Source organism: Bradyrhizobium sp. 154, from assembly GCF_023073875.1.
Classification (GTDB): domain Bacteria; phylum Pseudomonadota; class Alphaproteobacteria; order Rhizobiales; family Xanthobacteraceae; genus Bradyrhizobium.
This window is the reverse complement of record NZ_JADPKG010000113.1, coordinates 1-18,415: the sequence shown is the minus strand read 5'-3', so window position 1 is coordinate 18,415 and position 18,415 is coordinate 1. Positions and strand designations below refer to the sequence as shown.

Below are 18,415 nucleotides of genomic sequence, written 5' to 3'. Positions count from 1 at the left end.
GGATTAGCGTCTCATCACCGACGCTGCCTCGGCCGCATCGAAGCCGCGCGCCGCATTGCGCCCGTCCTCCGCGAACATGCGGCGATAGAGCAAAGCGGAGACGAGCCAGGCGACCGCGAACAGCGCGATCACGACGAAGCCGACATTCGCCAGCGACTCGTTGAGACCATCGACCACCGCCCACACGCGGCCGGACAAGCCGAGACGATCGCTGATCAGGCCAAGCGCTTCGATGCCGCCGATCAACAGTGCGATCGCGACCGAAGCCCCCGTGATCGTGAGATTGTACCAGAGCTTGCGCAAGGGATCGACGAAGGCCCAGCGATAGGCACTCACCATCAGCGTGGAGTCGGCAGTGTCGACCAACGCCATGCCGGCGGCGAACAGCGCCGGGAAGACCAGGACATCGGCGAGCGAGGTACCACGCGCGGCTTCGCTGGCGGAAATGCTGAGCAGGCCGATCTCGGTCGCGGTATCGAAGCCGAGGCCGAACAGAAAGCCGAGCGGATACATGTGCCAGGGTTTCGTCACCAGGCGGAACATCGGGCCAAGCAGCCGCGCCAGGATGCCGCGATTGGCGAGCAGCGCATCGAGGCCCGCGGCGTCGTGAACGCCCTGCTCGCGCGCCATGCGAAACGTCCGCCACAAGCCTGCGAAGATCGCGAGATTGATGGCCGCGATCACGAGCAGGAACAGCGCCGAGATCGACGTGCCGATCAGGCCGCCGATTTCCTTGAGCAGGCTGTCGCCGCCAAGGCTCACCACGCCGAGCGCGAGCAGCATGGTCGCGACCACCACGACGGTGGAATGGCCCAGCGCGAAATAGAGGCCGACGCTACGCGGCGCGCCGCCCGCCTGCATCAGCTTGCGCACGACGTTATCAATGGCGGCGATGTGGTCGGCATCGACGGCGTGGCGGAGCCCGAAGACCCAGGCCAGCAGCGCGGTCGCCATCACCGTTGGTCGGTCGCCGAACCGCGCGAAGGCCCAGGTCCACGCGGCGATGTTGGCGGCGATGAGCCCGCCGAACAGCAGCGCAGCTCCGGGCTCGACCGCCCGCAAAGACCATTTCGTCACGACAACCATTCCGTCCGTTGCACGCCCCGTCGCGCCACCGGTATGATATTTTCACAAGATGATCACACTGACCAGTGCAATCCCCGAGGGGCGACACGGTTCTGCAGCAGTGCTTGCAGCCATCCTCCGAGACGCCCGCTCGCGCGGCCCTCAGGATGAGGTCCTTGTTTTGCGACCAAGCCCTGGGTCCTCATGGTGAGGAGCCCGCCATAGCGGCCGTCTCGAACCATGAGATCGGCTCGCTCTACGCCGCCTCGGAACCGCCCAGATAGGCGTCGCGGATGCGAGCATCGTCTTTCAGTGTCCGCGCCGGGCCGGAGAGCACGATCTTGCCGGTCTGGAGCACGTAGGCTTCATGTGCGATCTCGAGCGCAAGGCTGGCATTCTGTTCGACCATGAACACTGAGACGCCGTCCTGGTTGATGGTACGGATCAGCTCGAGCACGCGATCGACATAGAGCGGCGACAGACCCATGGTCGGCTCGTCCATCACGATCATGCGGGGACGGCTCATCAGCGCCCGCGCCATCGCCACCATCTGCTGCTCGCCGCCGGAGAGCGAGCCGGCGCGCTGCGACAGCCGCTGGCCGAGCTTCGGGAACAGCGTGAGCATCCTGTCGAGATCCTGGGCCACGACATCGCGGTCGTTGCGCACGAAGGCGCCCATCAGGATGTTCTCGCGCACGCTCATGTCCGCGAACAGCCGCCGCGCCTCCGGCACCGAGGCGATGCCGCGACGGACGATCTGCGGCGTGGTCAGCCCGATGAGCGAGGCACCGTCGAACGTCACATCACCGGAGCGCGGCTTCACCAAGCCCAGAATGATCTTCATCGTCGTGGACTTGCCGCTGGCATTGCCGCCGAGCAGGCAGACGATGTGACCGCGCGGGACCGATATCGAGAGGTCGAAATGCACCTGGGCCTGGCCGTAGAAGGTGTTGACATCGGACAATGCCAGCAACGGTTCCATCGAGGAGTTCGTCATGCCGCGCTCTCCTGCTCCGCCTTTCCGGAGAGACCATGGCCGAGATAGGCCTCGATCACCTTGGGATCGCTCCGCACCTGTTCGCCCGGACCTTCCGCGATCTTCTTGCCCTCGTCCATGACAATGACGCGGTCCGACAGGCGCATCACCATTTCCAGCTTGTGCTCGATCAGGAGGATGGTCAGCCCCTCCGCCTTGAGCTCGGCGACGAGGGCCTGCATCTCCGCAGTTTCAGTTGGGTTCATGCCGGCGGTCGGCTCGTCCAGCAGCAGCAGCCGCGGCTTCAGCGCCAGCGCACGCGCGATCTCGATGCGGCGGCGGTTGGCGTAAGAGAGGCTATAGGCCGGCTGTTCGATCCGCGGCAGCAGCCGTTCGCCGAAGCGGGCGAGAATGGTCTTCACCTCTTCGCGCAGCCGCTCCTCCTCCGCTTTGACGCTGGCGGGCCGCAGCAGCGCAAGGCCCAGCTCCAGCAGCGGGCCGATCGCCGGCACGGCCGGCTTCACCGCCCGCAGCCGCGTATGCGCGCCGATCAGGACGTTGTCCATCACGCTGAGATTGCCGAAGACGCGACCGAGCTGGAACGTGCGCGCGATGCCGTGGCCTGCGAGCCGCTCCGGCGACAGGCCGGTGATGTCCTGCCCTGCGAAGCTGACAGTACCGGCGTCGGGCCGATCGAGACCGGTCACGAGATTGAACAGCGTCGTCTTGCCGGCGCCGTTCGGGCCGATGATGCTGATCAGCTCGCCTCTGGCGAGATCGAGATCGATGGCATCGACTGCGGTGAGACCTCCGAAGCGACGCGTCAGCCCGCGCAGGGACAACATGGGCAGGTGCTGCTCCGCCATCAGATCGTCCCCAGCAGGCCCTGCGGCCTGAACCGCACGAGCAGCAGCAGCACGATGCCGTAGATCAGGATTCGATACTCCGCCGCGATCCGGAAGACCTCGGGCAGCCCGACCAGCGCCACCGATCCGAGAACTGCGCCGACGACATTGCCGAGGCCGCCGAGGATCACGACGGTCAGCGCCAGAATGGATTGCTGCGTGTTGAAGGTCTCGTGGTTGATGTAGGAATAGAGATGCGCGGCGATGCCGCCGCTGACACCGGCAGCGAAGCCGCCAAAGATGAAGGCGAGCGATTTGTAGCGGTTGAGGCTGAGGCCATAGGCGCGCGCGGCGATGTCGTCGTCGCGGATGGCACGAAAACTGCGGCCGAGATGCGAGGTCAGCAGACGACCCTGCAGCAGCGCCAGCACGACCATCACCGCAAGGCTGAACCAATAGACCGACGATGGGCTGATCAGGTCGTAGCCGAACAGCGATAGCGGCGGAATGCCGGAGATGCCGATCGGGCCCCGCGTGACGCTCTCCCAGTTCAGGATCACCAGCGACACGATCTCGCCGATGGCGAGCGTTGCGATCGACACGTAGTGCCCGCGCAGGCGGAACGACGGCGAGATCAGGAGCGTACCGAGCGCAGCGCTCATCAGGCCACCCCCGATGATGGCGAGGCCGACCGGCACAGAGAAGGTCAGCGACAGCAGCGCGGCGGTGTAGGCGCCGATCGCCAGCAGCGCGGCATGGCCGAGCGAGACCTGACCCACCGTTCCCGCGACCAGCGTCAGGCTGAGCGCGAGCATGCCGAGCAGCCAGGCATTGATCAGCGTCTGGAGCACGTAGAACGACACCGGCAACAGCGGCAGGATCGCGAACCCACCGACTGCAAGCACCGAGGCCCAGCGCGGAATGCGCACAGGACGGCTCGGCGCGATGAAGGTGCCGGTGAGCGGCTCCGGCGGCGCCTGCCGCGCACTCGCGAACAGCCCGTTCGGCCGCAGCACGAGCACGACGACCAACAACAGGAACGCGAACAGATTGCGATAGCTGGTACCGAACACGGCGACGCCGTAGCTCTCGACCAGTCCCAGCAGCAGGCTACCGACCACCGCGCCTGGCACGTTGCCGGCGCCGCCGACGACTTCCGCGACCACGCCCTTGAGCGTGGCCTGAAGGCTCATCGCGGTGTCGATCTGATTGTAGTACATGCCGACCAGCATGCCGGAGACCCCGCCGAGCGCCGCTGCAATGCCGAATACGGCCTGATTGACGCGGTTGACGTCGACGCCCATCTGCATGGCGGCGTCACGGTCCTGCGCGGTGGCGCGCACCGCCCAGCCGAGCTTGGTGTAGCGCAGGAAGACGAACAGCAGCAGCGCGCTGGTGATGCCAACTCCGGCGATGAGTAAGTCCAGCGGTCCGATCGTGCCGTTGCCGACCTGGAAGCGGACGTCCGGCAGCTGGCTCGGGAGCGCACGCGGATTGGGCGAGAAGGTCAGCATCACCAGCTGGTCGAGCACGAAGCTGATGCCGATCGTCGCCAACAGCGGCGCGATACGCACCGAGTTCTGCAGCGGACGGAGGCCGAACCGCTCGATGATCAACCCGACGATCGCGGCCGCGACCGCGACCACGATGATGGTGAGCGGCAGCGGAGTATGCAGCTGCACCACCGCGACCCAGCCGATATAGGCGCCGACGAGATAGATCGAGCCTTGCGCAAAGTTGATCAGCCGGCTGACGCCGAAGATCAGCGCGAGCCCGACCGCAACGAGGGCGTAGACATTGCCGACGATCAGGCCGTTGATCGTGTAGTCGAGCCAGGAAGCCACGCAGCATTTCCAATCAGAGGAAGGGGGCCGGAGCGATCGCTCCGGCCATCATTATCAGGTTGGCTTGCCGTCCCAGAGTGCGAACTTGCCGTTGCGCACGACGAGCTCGGCATTCATGGCGCCCTTGACGCGGCGGCTCTCGACGTCGAACGTCGCCGAGCCGAAGATGACGCTGGAGACGTCTCTCACCTTGGCGAAAGCGTCGCGGATGGCGCGGCGATCGGTGCCGCCGATCCTGAGGACGGCAGCGGCCATGTTCATCGCGTCATAGGAATAGGCGTTGAAGGCGTCGGGCTCCTGCCCGTTGTACTTGGCCTTGAAGCCCGCGATGAATTTCTTCACCTCGGGCCGCGGGTCTTCCGGGAAATAGCGTGTGCCGAGATGGACGTCCTCGACCGCCTCGCCGCCGAGCTCCAGGAATTTCGGCGAGTAGACCGAGCTCGCCGCGCAGATGGTCTGCTTCAGGCCGACCTGGCGCGCCTGGCGCGCGATCAGCGCGCCGTCGGAATAATAGGAGATCAGGATCAGCCCGTCGGGATTGGCGTCGCGCACGCGCACCAGGGTGGAGCGAAAATCGCGCTCCTCCGCGATATAGCCTTCGGTGACCGCGATTTCGGCGCCGTATTCCTTGGCCGCCTTGACGAAATGATCGCGGCTGGTGCGGCCCCAATCGGTGTTGAGGTGCAGCACCGCCAGCTTCTTCAAGCCGAGCCGCTTCACGGCATAGGATGCCAGCAGCGGCTGCTCGTCGGCCTGGCTTACGGACGTGCTCCACATGAAGTCGCCGCCCTTGGTGAAATCGGGATGCGAGTTGGTGAAGCCGAACTGCACCAGGCCGCCGCGCTGATAGATCGGCGAGGCCGCCATCGAGGCCGGGCTCGAGAAATCGCCGAGCTCCATGACGATGCGGGGATCGGAGACGAACTTCTGCGCGATCGCCACCGACTGGCGCGGATCGCTCTGGCTGTCCTCGAACTGGTAGGCGAGCTTACGGCCGTTGATGCCGCCGGCGGCGTGGATCTCGTCGAGCGCGAGATCAAAGCCCTGCCTCCACTGCGCGCCGTATTGGGCGTTAGGCCCAGTCAGGGGACCGCTGACGCCGAGCAGGATCGGCTCGGACGACTGGGCGAATGCGCTGCGCGAGATGGCGGCTCCCGCCATCATGACGGCAAGCGAGCCCTTGACCAGGGACCGACGATCGATGTTGCTCATGCACGGCTCCATCCATTCAGGTGTTACGAATAAGCGGCAATTTATGTGCCAGTGACACTGCTTATTTAGTGGGCTCGCCGAGCGACAGCATCAGCCGGTTCGCCCAGTTGAAGAACGACGCGCCGTTGATGACATCGACGATCTCGGCATCGTCGAGACCGGCGCGGCGCAGCTCCTCAACGTTGTCGGGGCCGAACGCGATCGGCGTTGCGCTCAGCGCCACCGACGCCTTGACCACGGCATTCCAGCGCTCGCCGAGGTCGGCCTTAACCCCTTCCTCAAGCAGGCGCTGCACGTCGTCGCGGCGCTTGGAATAGGTGCTGGCAAACCGCGCATGCACGGAGGCGCAATAGATGCAGCCGTTGTAGCGCGACGTCGCGGCCGCCGCGAGCTCGCGCTCGGCGCGCGGCAGGCCGTCGGCGACGTTGTAGAAAATGTCCTTGTCGGTCTTGGTGCGGGCTTCGAGCACCTCAGGGTCGCGCACCAGCAGGCGAAAATATTCCGACTTGGCGCGGGCGCGATCGACGAGGCCAGCGAAATGCCGCTCGGTCAGCTCGCCCTCGGGCAGCGGATCGATCCACGACACCCAGCCGAGCTCGTCCTGGGTGAAGACGACGGGCGGATTGACGTTGTTTGCAGCGCTCATATGCAGTCTCCTTACGCTCCGGCCGCGGTAGGCCCGAGCGAAGCGCCGAGCACGCGCAGGCCGGTGACGACGCGCACCTGGAACGACAGGAACGCAACAAGCTGAGAGAAGGTGACGATGCCGGTGTTCGACCAGCCGGCGACGAGCAGCGCCTTCATGTCGGCCGAGGCGGCATCGCGCGGACGGAACACCAACAGATGCGCATGCTCGAGCGCCGCAACGAGCCGGGCGCCAAGGACGGGCTTGCCCTCGGCGCTCACGCGGTAGATCAACCCGGCCGTGTTCTCGACTGACAATGGTCCGGCTGGATACGCCCCATACGGGCCTGAGGTCTTGCCGCGTTCGATCTCGGCCTTGATCGCGTCGAGCAAAGGCGCGCCATCCGCATTCGCCGCAAGCTTCTCGCGATAGAACGCTGCGACGGGGGACTCGCCATGAAGTCCGGTCACGAAGGCCGCGACCGCGGCACGCTCGGCAAGCGAGAACGCGCTCGCATCGATCGGCTCGAACAGGGCGAGATAGCTCTTCTGCGCGTTCTCGCGGGCCTGAAGGCGGCGTGCGCGGATGGCATCCAGAGCTGATTCCGGTTCGATGCCGGCGAGCGTGTCGATGATATCTTGCGTTCCCATCATTCAGCCTTGCGACGTGATTTCCGTTGATTCCGATCAGCCCGCCATGGCCACAGCGGGCGCCGCCCGGGTCCAGCCCAGTGCCGGCGCGACCTTTTCCGCGACCAGCTCGATCGAGCGCAGGATATAGGGATGCGGCGCATCGACCGAATGCGCCTGGAACACCAGATCGGTCACTCGTTCCAGCGTGGCATCGCTGCGCAGCGAGGCGATGACGTCGTCGGCTGCGCCGATATGAGTGTCGAACGCGGTGATCATCTCCTCCAGAGTTTCGCCGGGCCTGGCGTGGCCGCCCTTGAGAAATTGCGGCAGCGCGCGCCGCAGCCCGATATCGGCAAGGCGCATCGCCTCAGCCCGGTCGTCGGCGACGAAGACGCTGCGCGAGGCCATGATGCGCGGCTCGCATCCTGGCGGCAGCGCTTCGAGATAGGCATCAATGATCGGATTCTGGATCTCGGCCAGCGTGGCCTTCGGCGCCTCCTTGGTCCGCGGCTGGGTGCGCGACAGCAATAGGCCATCGCCCGCCTTGCCTGCCCGGGCGCCGCCCGCGACCGAGAATGTGGCCTGCCAGATGTGCTTGTCCAATTCCGGCCGTTGCGGATAGAGCGTGTCCCCGCCATCAAGAGGTTTGCCGACCAACGCCGCGCGGACGACCTCCAGATTGCGGGCAAAGATCTCGTTGCGCTGCGCACTGTCGAGACCGAAGGCGGCGAAGGCCGACGGGTTGCCGCCGGTGCCGACGCCGAGCTCGAAACGGCCATTGCAGAGGAGATCGAGCACCGCGGCATCCTCCGCCACCCGCACCGCATTCTCCAGCGGCAGCGTCACGATCCCGGTGCCGAGACGGATGCGCGAGGTCTGCGCGGCGACGTAGCCGAGGAAGGCGAAGGGCGACGGCAGGCCGCCTTCGCGCTCGTGAAAATGATGCTGGGCAATCCAGGCGGAATCGAGCCCCGCCTTTTCCGCGCGCACGATCTGCTCGGCCGCATGGCGATATCGCTCGGCCGGCGGAGCCTCATCGAGCAGCCGCGTGAAAAATCCCAGTCGTTTCAGGTTTGCAAAGCGTTTCATACGACCCCTGTCGGGCGAGGATGGCCACGAGCCGATGATGTCGGTTGCCGCAGCTCCAGACAAGCGGGCATTGCGCAGGGCTGCCCGCCGGGATCACCGCTGCGCCGGACTATGGCTGAGCAGGTTGCCTACCAACTCGGCAGCACCGCGCCCTTGAACTTGGTCAGGACGAACTCCTTGACCTCCGGCGTGTGGTAGCTGTCGACGAGGGTCTTGACCCAAGGCTTGGCCTTGTCCGCGCTGCGGACGGCGATCAGGTTGACATAGGGCCCCTTCGGGTCCTCGCGCAGGATCGGATCCTTGACGGGATCGAGGCCCGCCTGAGTTGCATAATTGGTGTTGATCGCGGCAGCGTCGACGTCGTCGAGTGCGCGCGGCGCCTGCGCTGCATCGACCTCGATGAATTTCAGCTTCTTGGGATTCTCGGTGATATCGAGCACGGTCGGCTTGAAGCCGGTGCCCTCTTTCAGCTTGATGACGCCCTTGTCGCGCAGCAGCAGCAGCACGCGACCACCATTGGTTGGATCGTTCGGAATCGAGATCTTGCCGCTGTCGGGAATATCGGAGAAGGCCTTGTGCTTCTTCGAGTACACGCCGATCGGGAAGTTCACGGTGAGCGCGACGGCCTCGATCTTGTAGCCGCGGTCGGCCTTCTGGTTGTCGAGGTAAGGCTGGTTCTGGAATGAATTGGCCTGGATCTCGCCGGCATCGAGCGCCGCGTTCGGCACGACATAGTCGGAGAACTCGATCAATTGGATGTCGAGGCCCTGCTTGGCGGCGATCGGCTTTACCGCTTCCAAGATCTGCGCGTGCGGTCCCGGCGTCACGCCGATCTTGATGGTCTCGGCGGCAGCCGCCGCCGACCAGGCGGCGAGCACGGTCGAGAGAATCAGGGGCAGGCGAAACGACATCTTGGTCTCCATGGTCTTGCGGCAACGATTGGAACCGTATTCGCTTCTCCGCCGCGCGAAATCAATGAAATTGAAATCCTTTTTGGCCGGCTGATGCGGAGAAGGTTTCTCCTTTCGATCCGATGTGGGGAACGAATGCGCCCGCGCTCTTTCGCCGCTCATCCCGACTCTCGTCTTGGTGAGCCAGGCGGGAACAGCCGGCCCGCTGCGGCGTTCCCCTGCCATCATTGTGAAAGAGGAGTCTTTTATGGGTTTCTTCACCAAGGACATCAAATCGATGGAGGACCTGCTGATCCATGGTCTCCAGGATATCTATTATGCCGAGCAGCAGATCCTGAAATCGCTGCCGACGATGATCGAGAAGGCCACCAACAGGGACCTCGTCGCCGGCCTGAAGGCCCATCTGGAAGAGACGCGCAAGCAGGTCGAGCGGCTCGACAAGGTCTTCGCGAAGCTCGGCAAGGAGCCGAGCGGAACCCACTGCCCGGGGATCGACGGTCTCATCAAGGAGGCCGACGAGACCGCCGGGGAGATCGAGGACAAGGCCGTGCTGGACGCCGCCATCGTCGCGAACGCGCAAGCTGTCGAGCACTACGAGATGTGCCGCTACGGCACGTTGATCGCATGGGCCGAAGAGCTCGGCCACGACGAGATCGTGCGCTTCCTCACCACCAATCTGAACGAGGAAAAGGCCGCGAACACCAAGCTCAACACGGTGGCGCTGCGCAAGGGCGTCAATGCCCAGGCCTCCAACGCCGCTTGACGACGCGTTGGCGGCTCCGCCTCGGAGCCGCCAAGGTCGCGTTGCTCGGACCAAACCAATGCGACATCTTCGACTCCCGCACGCTCACCTCCTGAGCTAGACTGCGTCACTTCTGGTGACGACTTTTTTCTTGGGACGAGTGGGGAGCATCCGATGAACGAGAATGAAATCCGCAATCTGATCGCGGAGGTGAAGCAAGGCACGCTGTCGCGACGCTCGTTCATCCAAAGGGTAGCCGCGATCGGAATCACAGCGCCGATCGCGAGCCAAATCCTGGTCTGGCACGATGTGGCGATGGCGGATGCCACGCTGCCGTACAAGCCAACGAAGGCGGGCGGCGGCGGCCCGCTCAAGCTCCTGCTCTGGCAGGCTCCCACTTTGCTCAATCCGCATTTCGCGAGCGGCACCAAGGACCAGATCGCCTCACGCGTCTTCTTTGAGCCGCTCGCCGGCTGGGACAAGGACGGCAATCTCATCCCCTGCCTTGCCGCCGAGGTTCCGACCAAGGCGAACGGCGGCCTCGCGGCGGATGGCATGAGCGTGATTTGGAAGCTCAAGCAGGGCGTCAAATGGCATGACGGCAAGCCCTTCACCGCCGACGACGTCGTCTTCACCTGGCAGTACGCCGCGGATCTCGCAACCGCCGCCTACACCACGGGCTCCTACAAGGACATCAAGGTCGAGAAGATCGACGACCATGCGGTCAAGGTGACCTTCAAGGCGCCGACGCCGTTCTGGGCCGACCCGTTCGTCGGCTCGGTCGGTCAGATCCTGCCAAAGCATCACTTCGGCGACTATGCCGGCGCCAAGTCGCGCGAAGCGCCCGGCAATCTGAAGCCGGTCGGCACCGGCCCCTACAAATTCGTGGAGTTCAAGCCGGGCGACATGATCCGCGCCGAACGCAATCCCGACTATCACGTCAAGAACCAGCCGCATTTCGACACGCTCGAGGTCAAGGGCGGCGGCGACGCGGTGTCCGCGGCACGCGCGGTGCTGCAGACCGGCGAATACGACTATGCCTGGAACATGCAGGTGGAGGAGGAGGTGCTCAAGCGCATGGAGGCGAGCGGCAAAGGCAAGGTCGACGTCACCGTGTCGGGCAATGTCGAGTTCATCATCCTCAACACGACCGACCCGTGGACCGAGGTCGACGGCGAGCGCTCCAGCGTCAAGACCAAGCACCCGACGCTGTCCGATCCGGCCGTGCGCCGCGCGATCAACTTGCTGATTGACCGCGAGTCGATCCAGAAATTCATCTACGGCCGCGGCGGCATCGCGACCGCGAGCTTCGTCAACCAGCCTCCGCAGTTCAAGTCCAGCAAGCTCAAATACGAGTTCGATGTCGACAAGGCGAACAAGATCTTGGACGAGGCCGGCTGGAAGAAGGGCGCGGACGGCATCCGCGAGAAGGACGGCAAGAAGCTCAAATACGTCTTCCAGACCTCGACCAACGCCCCGCGCCAGAAGACCCAGGCCATCATCAAGCAGGCCTGCCAGAAGGCCGGCATCGAGATCGAGCTCAAATCGGTCACCGCATCGGTGTTCTTTTCCTCCGACGTCGGCAACCCCGACACCTACTCGAAATTCTATGCCGACATGGAGATGTACAACACGACGCAGCCGCAGCCCGATCCGGAGCGGTTCTTGAACCAGTGCGTCTCCTGGGAGATCGCCAGCAAGGACAACAAATGGCTCGGCCGCAACAACTCGCGCTACTCCGATCCCGAGGCCGACAAGGCCTATAAGGCCGCGCAGAACGAGCTCGATCCGGTCAAGCGCGCCGCACTGCTGATCAAGGTCGACGAGATCTTCTGTGAAGCCAACGTGTTCCTGCCGCTGCTCTCGCGCAACATCGTCAACGCCGGCGTCAACAACCTCATGGTCGACATCTCGGGGTGGGACACCATAACGTGGAATCTGGGGGCGTGGTATCGCAGCTAACGGGGGCACGGGTGAGCGCGAAAGCAACATCGTCGCCGCTCACTCGCGTGTCCCGGACAAGCTGCAACGCTTTGAGCGTTGTAGCGCAGAGCCGGGACCCAGAAGGCGGACAATACGATGCGGCAAGATGGCCCCGGCTCTGCAGCGCATCGCTGAAATGGGGCTGCGTCCGGGGCACGAGAGGAGAGCAGCCATGCTCTCTCAACCTCGTCATTGCGATCATTGACGTCGCCGGTCAGATAAACGGCTTGCCGCCCGTGACGGCCAGGGTCGCCCCTGATGTGTAGCTCGAGAGCGGATCGGCGAGCATGACGTAGGCGGTGGCGAGCTCGGCCGGCTGGCCGGCGCGCTGCATCGGAACCTGCTTGCCGAAGTTCTTGACCCTATCCTCCGGCATCGTCGAGGGAATGAGCGGCGTCCAGATCGGACCCGGGGCGACGGCGTTGACCCGAATGCCCTTCTCCGCCAGCATCTGGGCAAGTCCGCCGGTGAAATTCTGGATGGCTCCCTTGGTGGTGGCATAGGCGAGCAGGCTGGGGTTCGGCATGTCGGAGTTCACCGAGGCCGTGTTCACGATCGCGGCGCCCGGGCGCATATGCGGGACAGCGGCCTTGGTCAGATAGAACATCGCGTGGATGTTGGTCTCGAAGGTCCGCTGCCATTCCTCGTCGCTGATGTCGGCGATGTCCTTGAACGTGGCCTGATGAGCGGCATTGTTGACGAGGATGTCCAGGCCGCCGAGTTCCTCGACGGTCCGCCGAACGATCGTGCGACAATGCTCGGGATTGCGGATGTCACCAGGGATCAGAACGGCTTTGCGTCCCTCCCGCTCCACCAGCGCCTTGACCTCGGCGGCATCCTCGTCCTCATTCAGATAGGAGATGACGATGTCGGCGCCTTCCCTCGCATAGGCGATCGCGACCGCGCGGCCGATGCCGCTGTCACCCCCGGTGATGATCGCCTTCTTTCCAGCCAGGCGCCCGGCGCCCCTGTAACTCTCCTCGCCGTGATCCGGCCTGGGATTCATCGCTCGGGTCGAACCGGGCATGGGTTGCTGCTGCGCAGGAAAAGGCGGCTTTGGATAATCGGTCATGCGACGGCTCCGGAAGTTTGCTCCGCTAACGGAGAGCGGTGGGAAGCGTTCCTCGCCGCTCGGGGATCTCGTCTCCCGGTTCGCCGACACGTTTTTGCCGATCTCGCGGCGCCTTTCAGGCCGAGCTTTTGCTTCGTCGCTCCACGCTCTCAAAGCCAAGAGGGCCCAAGGCGGGGCGACACATACGCCGATCCCGAATTTCGATAAAGCGAAGTATCTATGTAGGAAGGGGTTCGACGGGTGGGCGGGTGTTTTGCCCGACGGCAGAGAAGCAGCCCCCCAGCAATTCGGCTTCACGATCATCGTTGCCGCCTTGCATTGGATACGAGCCGTGATGGATTTGTAAGGGCTCCACCCCATCCGACCCGCCCCGAGCTCTCGCGCATCTTCGCGAAACCCCGACATCGTCCTTCCACTGTGTGCTTCAAGTCACAGCAGAATCACCCGCGTCCGCCTACAAAGACCAGGCATGGCCGCAAACAAGGTAACGGCGGTACGCACGAGCTGGGAGGCGATCAACAGCTGCGGACTTCTGAAGCCGCCAGGGTGAAGAACCCGGCGGCTTTTTTCTGTCGCAAGGAGACGAGCGGCCGGAGCCAAGCGCCTTGCTGGCAATATCGGCATCCAGCGCCAGCGGCGATCGTCGCTATGACGGTCCCGAGCCCTTCCTCTGTTCGCGTTCTTCTTCGATCTGCCGCTCCGCTTCGAGCCAGAAGTCCAGTTCGCGGTTGGCCGGACGGCCGGCCTGCTCCCAGAGCTCGTAGGCGCGTGCCCGGACCTTGCCGCGCCGCATCATGCGCAGGAGCTTTTGCGTCAGCTCGTCGGCAAAGCTCCGGAATCGCCCGACAGTGGTTTCGTCTTTGGCAAGCGCCGCGGCTCGCGTTGCGAGCTCAATCTGGTGCTCTATCTTTTGCTGCTCGTCCACGGTGGCCACCACGCCCTGCGAACCGGTCTGCGGCGCAGCCCGTGCTGCTCAGAGCCTCAATTCATTTTTGAGAGCTCCGTTCCGCGCAGCTCAGACGCAGCTAGGACCAGCACTTCGAGCTGAGGAGACTGTCGCTGTTTTAGTGCCACGTCGTGTCCGCTTCCACGATCACCACTCTTATCTCGGGATCTTCGGCCGTGTTGCAGGTGCACGGCATCCCCTCACCGCACCGGCAGCCGCCCAGCTTGTCACTCCAGGCCCGGAGCGGATGGTTTGTGCAAACCCACCCCAGACCGAAGCAGAATGGGCATTTCTTGCGGGTCACAGCGTATCCGGCGTCCGCGTGGTGTTCGACTTGTCCTCGTTGCGCAGCTCCTGCTCGGCCGCGTGCCAAAACTCGTCCTCACGGCCTTCGGGCTTGCCAGCTTGCTCCCAGAGTCGGTGCGCGCGCTCTCTGATCTCCTGCTCGGTCGGCTCAGGCATGGGGATCTCCTGCTATGAAGCACGGCCCCATCCTTGGGGGGTATGGGGGCTTGGAGGCGGGGCCGTGCAGACCAGCAATCGGCGGCGACGCTGGTCCGCGGATTCAAGCCGCGATCATGCGCAAGAGTTCCTTTCCTCGCGCGAGCTTCGCTGCGCGATGCGGCCGCTGCCGGAGATCGATGCGCTTTGAAGGTCATTGGTCGCGGCAGCGGGATCCGCTGCCCCATTCCAAAACCGGAAAATCAGCAGTAATTCGAGAAACTTGCCTGAATTGCGTCAGCATTACGCGGGGCGACCCAAATTCGAGTGCATCTTTGGGGAAGATGCCCAAAGCCTTGGCCGCGACGCATGCGAGGACAAGGACATCATTGCTCCCCTGAACCTTCCGGAGTTTGCGCGTTGTTGCGTCAGCCGGCTCAATGTCGGACGTCCCGAGGCCAGCAAACACCCACGGCGTCTGATTGCAGGCAGGCTCCGCGGCAAGCAAACCAAAAAAAACGGCGGTTTCCCGCCGGGGCTCTCTGTCAGGTCGTTAGACCGAACTTACCAGTTGCGCTGAGCGCGGAGCAGCAGGGTCAGCGAGTCCTGATCCTTCAGCTCGTACACAGCGGCCGGCTTCGCGATTGCACCAGCGCCCCCGTAAGCGAACGTACCCGCCATCTTCTGGTCCAAGTGGGTCCAGTTGAAGTCAGCCGAGAACGTCAGGTTCTTAACCGGGGTCCAGCGGGTGATCAAGCCGACCTGGCCGATGGCGAAGTGTCGATATCGTTCCGAGCGGTCCGCAGAGCGCGGTCGGCCCGCGAGCCGTACTGCCCCCGCGGTAGGCATCGTAGGCGCGCCCGGTCCTCTGCTCTTCTAGTCTAGGTGGTTGCCCACATAGATGGTCCGCCTTCCAGAATATAGAAGCCAAATGGAAAGATAACCATGTGCCCTTCCCTCATTCGGAGCGGTCCCTACTCTTCAAGCTGCAGCCTCAACCGGCAGCGCAAAATGCAGTTGTCGAGGTCCTTGAGTAATTCGATGGTTCGCAACGTGCCGATCTCACCGAATGCTCGTTTGATGGAGGCGTCAAATGCGTTCCTCGTCTCCGTCAGGTCATCGAGCTGCTTCCGGGCCTTGGGTGTAAGTGAGAGATAGATCATCCGCTTGTCAGTGCGGGAGCTTCGCTTCTCTAGCAATCCTCGCGCGACCAAGGTTTTCGATTGGGCGGTGACAAACGTGCTTTCGACCCCAAGCAACTCCGCGACCGTTTTGACGGACATCCCAGCTTTGTCATCCGCGTCGGAGATGATGAGGAGCATGTTCAATTGCGGGACGCTCAGTTGGAGCTTGCCAGCCCACGTGGCCTGAACCTCGCCAAGTGAAGCGCTGATAGACCTGACCAATCTGCTTATCTGTTCGGAAGCAGCGGGTCTTAGTGCCTCGCTCGTCAGTACGCGCGCCATTGGCTTCTTTGCCGTGTCACCATCAACGAAAGAACCCCCGGCAGTTTCCCGCCGAGGGCCTTTGGAGGTCAGGTCGATAGATCGAACTTACCAGTTGCGCTGAGCGCGGAGCAGCAGCGTGAAGCTGTCCTGATCCTTCAGCTCGTAGGTAGCCAAGGGCTTGCCAAAGGTAGCGGTCGGCGTAACAGGACCAACCACACCGGCATACTTCTGATCCACACGCGTCCAGTTGAAGTCGGCTGAGAACGTCAGGTTCTTCACCGGGGTCCAGCGAGTGATCACACCCACCTGGCCAACGTTGAAGTCAGGGTTACACGAGGTAACGCCTGGCACCGCGAAGAAGCCGGCAAAGCCGCCACCACCGCAGAGGAAGTTCTTGGCAAGCGATCCAAACGATGCATGTGCATAGGCACCGTAGATTGCGGTGTTCCAGTACGGGTCCCAGTTATGGGTGTACGCACCACGGAAGCCCCAAGTCTTGACGCTCTCCTGGCTCGAACCGGGGACGAACACCGTGTCAGGCGCATTGGCAAAGCCGATGCTCTGGTACGCAACGCCCGAACCGCCGAACATGGAGTACGAGCTACCCGCGAGGTTCTGGAAGTTGTAGCGGGTTGCGCCGTCGGTGTAGACGCCCGAAACGTTGATCACGTCACCCGCACCGGTCGGGATGTTCTTGATCGACAGAGCGAGCTGAACCGCCCAACCCCACTTATCGTCGGGATGGCCAGTCGCTTCGTCCGCGCCGTAGTAAGCAACGTGGTTGTCATGCGCAGCGACCGACGCCTGGAAGAGACCCCAAGCCTGGTCGACACGGACCATAGCAACGAGGTTCGGCGAACGCGAGCCGCCAATGGCGTTAGCGCCATAGGAACCACCGAGGACGCCGGCAGAAGTGATGCCAAACAGATTAAGGTTGCCGGCCTGATAGTACGCAGTCGCGTCTTCCGCCGAGAACGATGCCGTGATGCCCTGACCGAAGTCAGCGGTGTAGGTGAACTGGTTGACACCAGTAACCGTTCCGCTGCCGCCGACGAGGCTGTCGATGTTGTTACCCGGGTAGTTGGTCCAGGGCGCGTCGAACTGCGACACGGCCTTACCCATGGTGAAGCCGGCGAACTGGATGAAGGCGTAGTACACGCCGAGCGAACCGCCCGAGGTGCCGCCATCGGTCGGGTTGATCGTGGTCGTACCCGCGGTGGTGGCGGTGTAGCCCGTCGTGCCGAAGGCCGAGCCGGTGCCGACATAACCACCCGTCGTCCACGAGAAGACGCCATCGAAGAAGGTGCGGACGACGCCGTACTCGGTCGCGGTGCGCGTGTCGATGTTGAGGTCCTCACGAGCACGCATCGTGTAGTAGTTGCTCAGGCGATTGTGCGCACCACCGGGAGCGCCGTTCGCAATCCCGAAGACGCTATTGGTGCCCAGCGCGACTTCAGCGCGCAGATAACCACCCAGCTTGATGCAGGTGTCAGTGCCGGGGATGTAGTAGAAACCCGCACCGTAGAGCGAGCAGATCTTCACGTATTCGACCGCCTTGGCCTTTACGGGAAGATCAGCCGCTTGTGCTCCCCCAACGGCGAGCAGAGCTGCCGCGGAACCGAGCAAAAGGCCCTTGAACTTCATGTTAACCCTCCAAGTTGAAGCCCCGTACAAATCTTCGTACAAAGCCATTTGAGCTACCCGCGAAAAGACGTTGAAAATCAACGCATCCTCGTAACGATGGTCTACTTAAGCGAACCACCTAAAACGGGACGACCTCGGGATGCCCCCCTCCGTCGCGGGTTGGATAAGAGCCTAAGAGGCTTGATCAATCAACGGAAGACGTCACCGTTTTGCCCTCAAGTGGAGCGTTTTCGCGCCGATGTTGCACAAATATCACGCGACCGTGAGGCGATGGTATCTAAGCAACTTATTGATTTTGATTATAAATTCCGACTTTGGCTGAGCACGTTTGCGCGGCAGCTCCAAGGGGCTGTTGTGACGCCACAACGGGTCGATTGAGGCGGTGCGTCGGCATCTGTGCACAGGCCCTCGCTTCAAACGACGTGGGTATTACGGAGATTCTCGTTCGTTGTTCATGCATTGCGCCGCCCCGATTCTCGTTTGAGCAGGCCGTCCGCGGCGCCCCCTTTGGACGGAACCGCTGCGTCCCTCAGCTCGGTCGCACAATGAAGGCGCCGAGCGGATCGAGATGCGGCTCGCTCACTTGCCTCAAGGCAGGTCGAAGAGGGGCTACGCCGATGTTTCGGCACAGTTTGCGCCAGGATGCGCTGGCGACACCGGTGATATTGCTTAGATCGCTGAATCGCCACGCACCGTCTGCCAACACCAAAGGATCAGCAAGCTCCGACGATCCCCATTTGCCAGATGTAGTGCCTCGCAGCGACAAACCGGGCGTGTGCGACCCGGATCTGAGCGCTAGGTTTGCGCTAAAGCGTGATGGCATTAAGTTCGATAGCCTGAATTTTTGAGGTAATTGGCGCATTCGTCGGCGGTGAAGGCATCGAGTGCGTGGCCGATTGCGGCGCAGACCGCATCGACGGTTCGGGCGGCAGCTTTGCGG

16 protein-coding genes and 1 pseudogene are annotated in these 18,415 nt (G+C 63.3%); 2 read left to right on the top strand and 15 right to left on the bottom strand.

Annotated features, from left to right (window positions below):
• Nucleotides 1-3: 3 nt before the first annotated feature.
• The 9 genes from IVA92_RS28410 to IVA92_RS28370 all read right to left on the bottom strand — a co-directional run bounded on the left by IVA92_RS28410 (nt 4) and on the right by IVA92_RS28370 (nt 9,211).
• Nucleotides 4-1,086 carry a HoxN/HupN/NixA family nickel/cobalt transporter gene (locus tag IVA92_RS28410; RefSeq protein ID WP_247278293.1) on the bottom strand — a complete coding sequence of 361 codons (1,083 nt, stop codon included), beginning with the start codon at nt 1,084-1,086 and terminating at the stop codon, nt 4-6.
• Nucleotides 1,087-1,321: 235 nt separating this feature from the next.
• Nucleotides 1,322-2,062, bottom strand: coding sequence for an ABC transporter ATP-binding protein (locus IVA92_RS28405; RefSeq protein ID WP_247278292.1), 741 nt, complete (start codon nt 2,060-2,062; stop codon nt 1,322-1,324).
• Nucleotides 2,059-2,907 carry an ABC transporter ATP-binding protein gene (locus tag IVA92_RS28400; protein ID WP_247278291.1) on the bottom strand — a complete coding sequence of 283 codons (849 nt, stop codon included), beginning with the start codon at nt 2,905-2,907 and terminating at the stop codon, nt 2,059-2,061. The genes IVA92_RS28405 and IVA92_RS28400 overlap by 4 nt, the downstream gene beginning before the upstream one ends.
• Nucleotides 2,907-4,730 (bottom strand): ABC transporter permease, encoded by a 1,824-nt coding sequence (locus IVA92_RS28395; RefSeq protein WP_247278290.1) that lies wholly within the window; start codon nt 4,728-4,730, stop codon nt 2,907-2,909. The genes IVA92_RS28400 and IVA92_RS28395 overlap by 1 nt, the downstream gene beginning before the upstream one ends.
• Before the next feature lie 54 nt (nt 4,731-4,784).
• Nucleotides 4,785-5,942: an ABC transporter substrate-binding protein gene (locus tag IVA92_RS28390; RefSeq protein WP_247278289.1), complete on the bottom strand. Its 1,158-nt coding sequence runs from the start codon at nt 5,940-5,942 to the stop codon at nt 4,785-4,787.
• A 61-nt stretch (nt 5,943-6,003) separates the two neighbouring features.
• Nucleotides 6,004-6,588, bottom strand: coding sequence for an alkylhydroperoxidase domain protein (locus IVA92_RS28385; RefSeq protein WP_247278288.1), 585 nt, complete (start codon nt 6,586-6,588; stop codon nt 6,004-6,006).
• Between the two features lie 11 nt (nt 6,589-6,599).
• Nucleotides 6,600-7,217 carry a CMD domain protein gene (locus IVA92_RS28380; RefSeq protein ID WP_247278599.1) on the bottom strand — a complete coding sequence of 206 codons (618 nt, stop codon included), beginning with the start codon at nt 7,215-7,217 and terminating at the stop codon, nt 6,600-6,602.
• Between the two features lie 36 nt (nt 7,218-7,253).
• On the bottom strand, nt 7,254-8,288 hold the full coding sequence (locus IVA92_RS28375; RefSeq protein WP_247278287.1) for a putative FMN-dependent luciferase-like monooxygenase: 1,035 nt from the start codon (nt 8,286-8,288) through the stop codon (nt 7,254-7,256).
• Nucleotides 8,289-8,416: 128 nt separating this feature from the next.
• Nucleotides 8,417-9,211, bottom strand: coding sequence for a MetQ/NlpA family ABC transporter substrate-binding protein (locus IVA92_RS28370; RefSeq protein WP_247278286.1), 795 nt, complete (start codon nt 9,209-9,211; stop codon nt 8,417-8,419).
• A 235-nt stretch (nt 9,212-9,446) separates the two neighbouring features.
• Between IVA92_RS28370 and IVA92_RS28365 the strand changes: the two genes are divergently transcribed.
• Together IVA92_RS28365 and IVA92_RS28360 are read left to right on the top strand one after the other, a co-directional pair.
• Nucleotides 9,447-9,962 carry a ferritin-like domain-containing protein gene (locus IVA92_RS28365; protein ID WP_247278285.1) on the top strand — a complete coding sequence of 172 codons (516 nt, stop codon included), beginning with the start codon at nt 9,447-9,449 and terminating at the stop codon, nt 9,960-9,962.
• A gap of 153 nt (nt 9,963-10,115) precedes the next feature.
• Complete coding sequence (locus IVA92_RS28360; protein WP_247278284.1) at nt 10,116-11,903, top strand: peptide ABC transporter substrate-binding protein; 1,788 nt, start codon at nt 10,116-10,118, stop codon at nt 11,901-11,903.
• 235 nt (nt 11,904-12,138) lie between these two features.
• Here the strand turns inward: IVA92_RS28360 and IVA92_RS28355 are convergent, their stop codons facing one another.
• The 6 genes and pseudogenes from IVA92_RS28355 to IVA92_RS28330 form a co-directional block, all read right to left on the bottom strand.
• On the bottom strand, nt 12,139-12,996 hold the full coding sequence (locus IVA92_RS28355; protein WP_247278598.1) for an SDR family oxidoreductase: 858 nt from the start codon (nt 12,994-12,996) through the stop codon (nt 12,139-12,141).
• Nucleotides 12,997-13,642: 646 nt separating this feature from the next.
• A complete protein-coding gene (locus IVA92_RS36130) occupies nt 13,643-13,930 on the bottom strand; it encodes a DUF2934 domain-containing protein (RefSeq protein ID WP_247278283.1) in 288 nt (95 codons plus the stop codon).
• A gap of 312 nt (nt 13,931-14,242) precedes the next feature.
• Nucleotides 14,243-14,404 carry a DUF2934 domain-containing protein gene (locus tag IVA92_RS28345; protein ID WP_247278282.1) on the bottom strand — a complete coding sequence of 54 codons (162 nt, stop codon included), beginning with the start codon at nt 14,402-14,404 and terminating at the stop codon, nt 14,243-14,245.
• A gap of 543 nt (nt 14,405-14,947) precedes the next feature.
• Nucleotides 14,948-15,160 (bottom strand): annotated as a pseudogene (locus IVA92_RS28340) (porin); the annotation flags it as partial.
• 197 nt (nt 15,161-15,357) lie between these two features.
• Nucleotides 15,358-15,849, bottom strand: coding sequence for a MarR family transcriptional regulator (locus IVA92_RS28335; protein ID WP_247278281.1), 492 nt, complete (start codon nt 15,847-15,849; stop codon nt 15,358-15,360).
• 87 nt (nt 15,850-15,936) lie between these two features.
• Nucleotides 15,937-17,475, bottom strand: a complete 1,539-nt coding sequence (locus IVA92_RS28330; protein ID WP_247278280.1) for a porin — start codon at nt 17,473-17,475, stop codon at nt 15,937-15,939.
• Nucleotides 17,476-18,415: the final 940 nt, after the last annotated feature.

Coding starts and splice junctions, on each gene's coding strand:
- IVA92_RS28410 (WP_247278293.1), bottom strand. CDS start 1,086: ATGGTTGTCGTGACGAAATGGTCTTTGCGGGCGGTCGAGCCCGGAGCT.
- IVA92_RS28405 (WP_247278292.1), bottom strand. CDS start 2,062: ATGACGAACTCCTCGATGGAACCGTTGCTGGCATTGTCCGATGTCAAC.
- IVA92_RS28400 (WP_247278291.1), bottom strand. CDS start 2,907: ATGGCGGAGCAGCACCTGCCCATGTTGTCCCTGCGCGGGCTGACGCGT.
- IVA92_RS28390 (WP_247278289.1), bottom strand. CDS start 5,942: ATGAGCAACATCGATCGTCGGTCCCTGGTCAAGGGCTCGCTTGCCGTC.
- IVA92_RS28385 (WP_247278288.1), bottom strand. CDS start 6,588: ATGAGCGCTGCAAACAACGTCAATCCGCCCGTCGTCTTCACCCAGGAC.
- IVA92_RS28380 (WP_247278599.1), bottom strand. CDS start 7,217: ATGGGAACGCAAGATATCATCGACACGCTCGCCGGCATCGAACCGGAA.
- IVA92_RS28375 (WP_247278287.1), bottom strand. CDS start 8,288: ATGAAACGCTTTGCAAACCTGAAACGACTGGGATTTTTCACGCGGCTG.
- IVA92_RS28370 (WP_247278286.1), bottom strand. CDS start 9,211: ATGGAGACCAAGATGTCGTTTCGCCTGCCCCTGATTCTCTCGACCGTG.
- IVA92_RS28365 (WP_247278285.1), top strand. CDS start 9,447: ATGGGTTTCTTCACCAAGGACATCAAATCGATGGAGGACCTGCTGATC.
- IVA92_RS28360 (WP_247278284.1), top strand. CDS start 10,116: ATGAACGAGAATGAAATCCGCAATCTGATCGCGGAGGTGAAGCAAGGC.
- IVA92_RS28355 (WP_247278598.1), bottom strand. CDS start 12,996: ATGACCGATTATCCAAAGCCGCCTTTTCCTGCGCAGCAGCAACCCATG.
- IVA92_RS28345 (WP_247278282.1), bottom strand. CDS start 14,404: ATGCCTGAGCCGACCGAGCAGGAGATCAGAGAGCGCGCGCACCGACTC.
- IVA92_RS28335 (WP_247278281.1), bottom strand. CDS start 15,849: ATGGCGCGCGTACTGACGAGCGAGGCACTAAGACCCGCTGCTTCCGAA.
- IVA92_RS28330 (WP_247278280.1), bottom strand. CDS start 17,475: ATGAAGTTCAAGGGCCTTTTGCTCGGTTCCGCGGCAGCTCTGCTCGCC.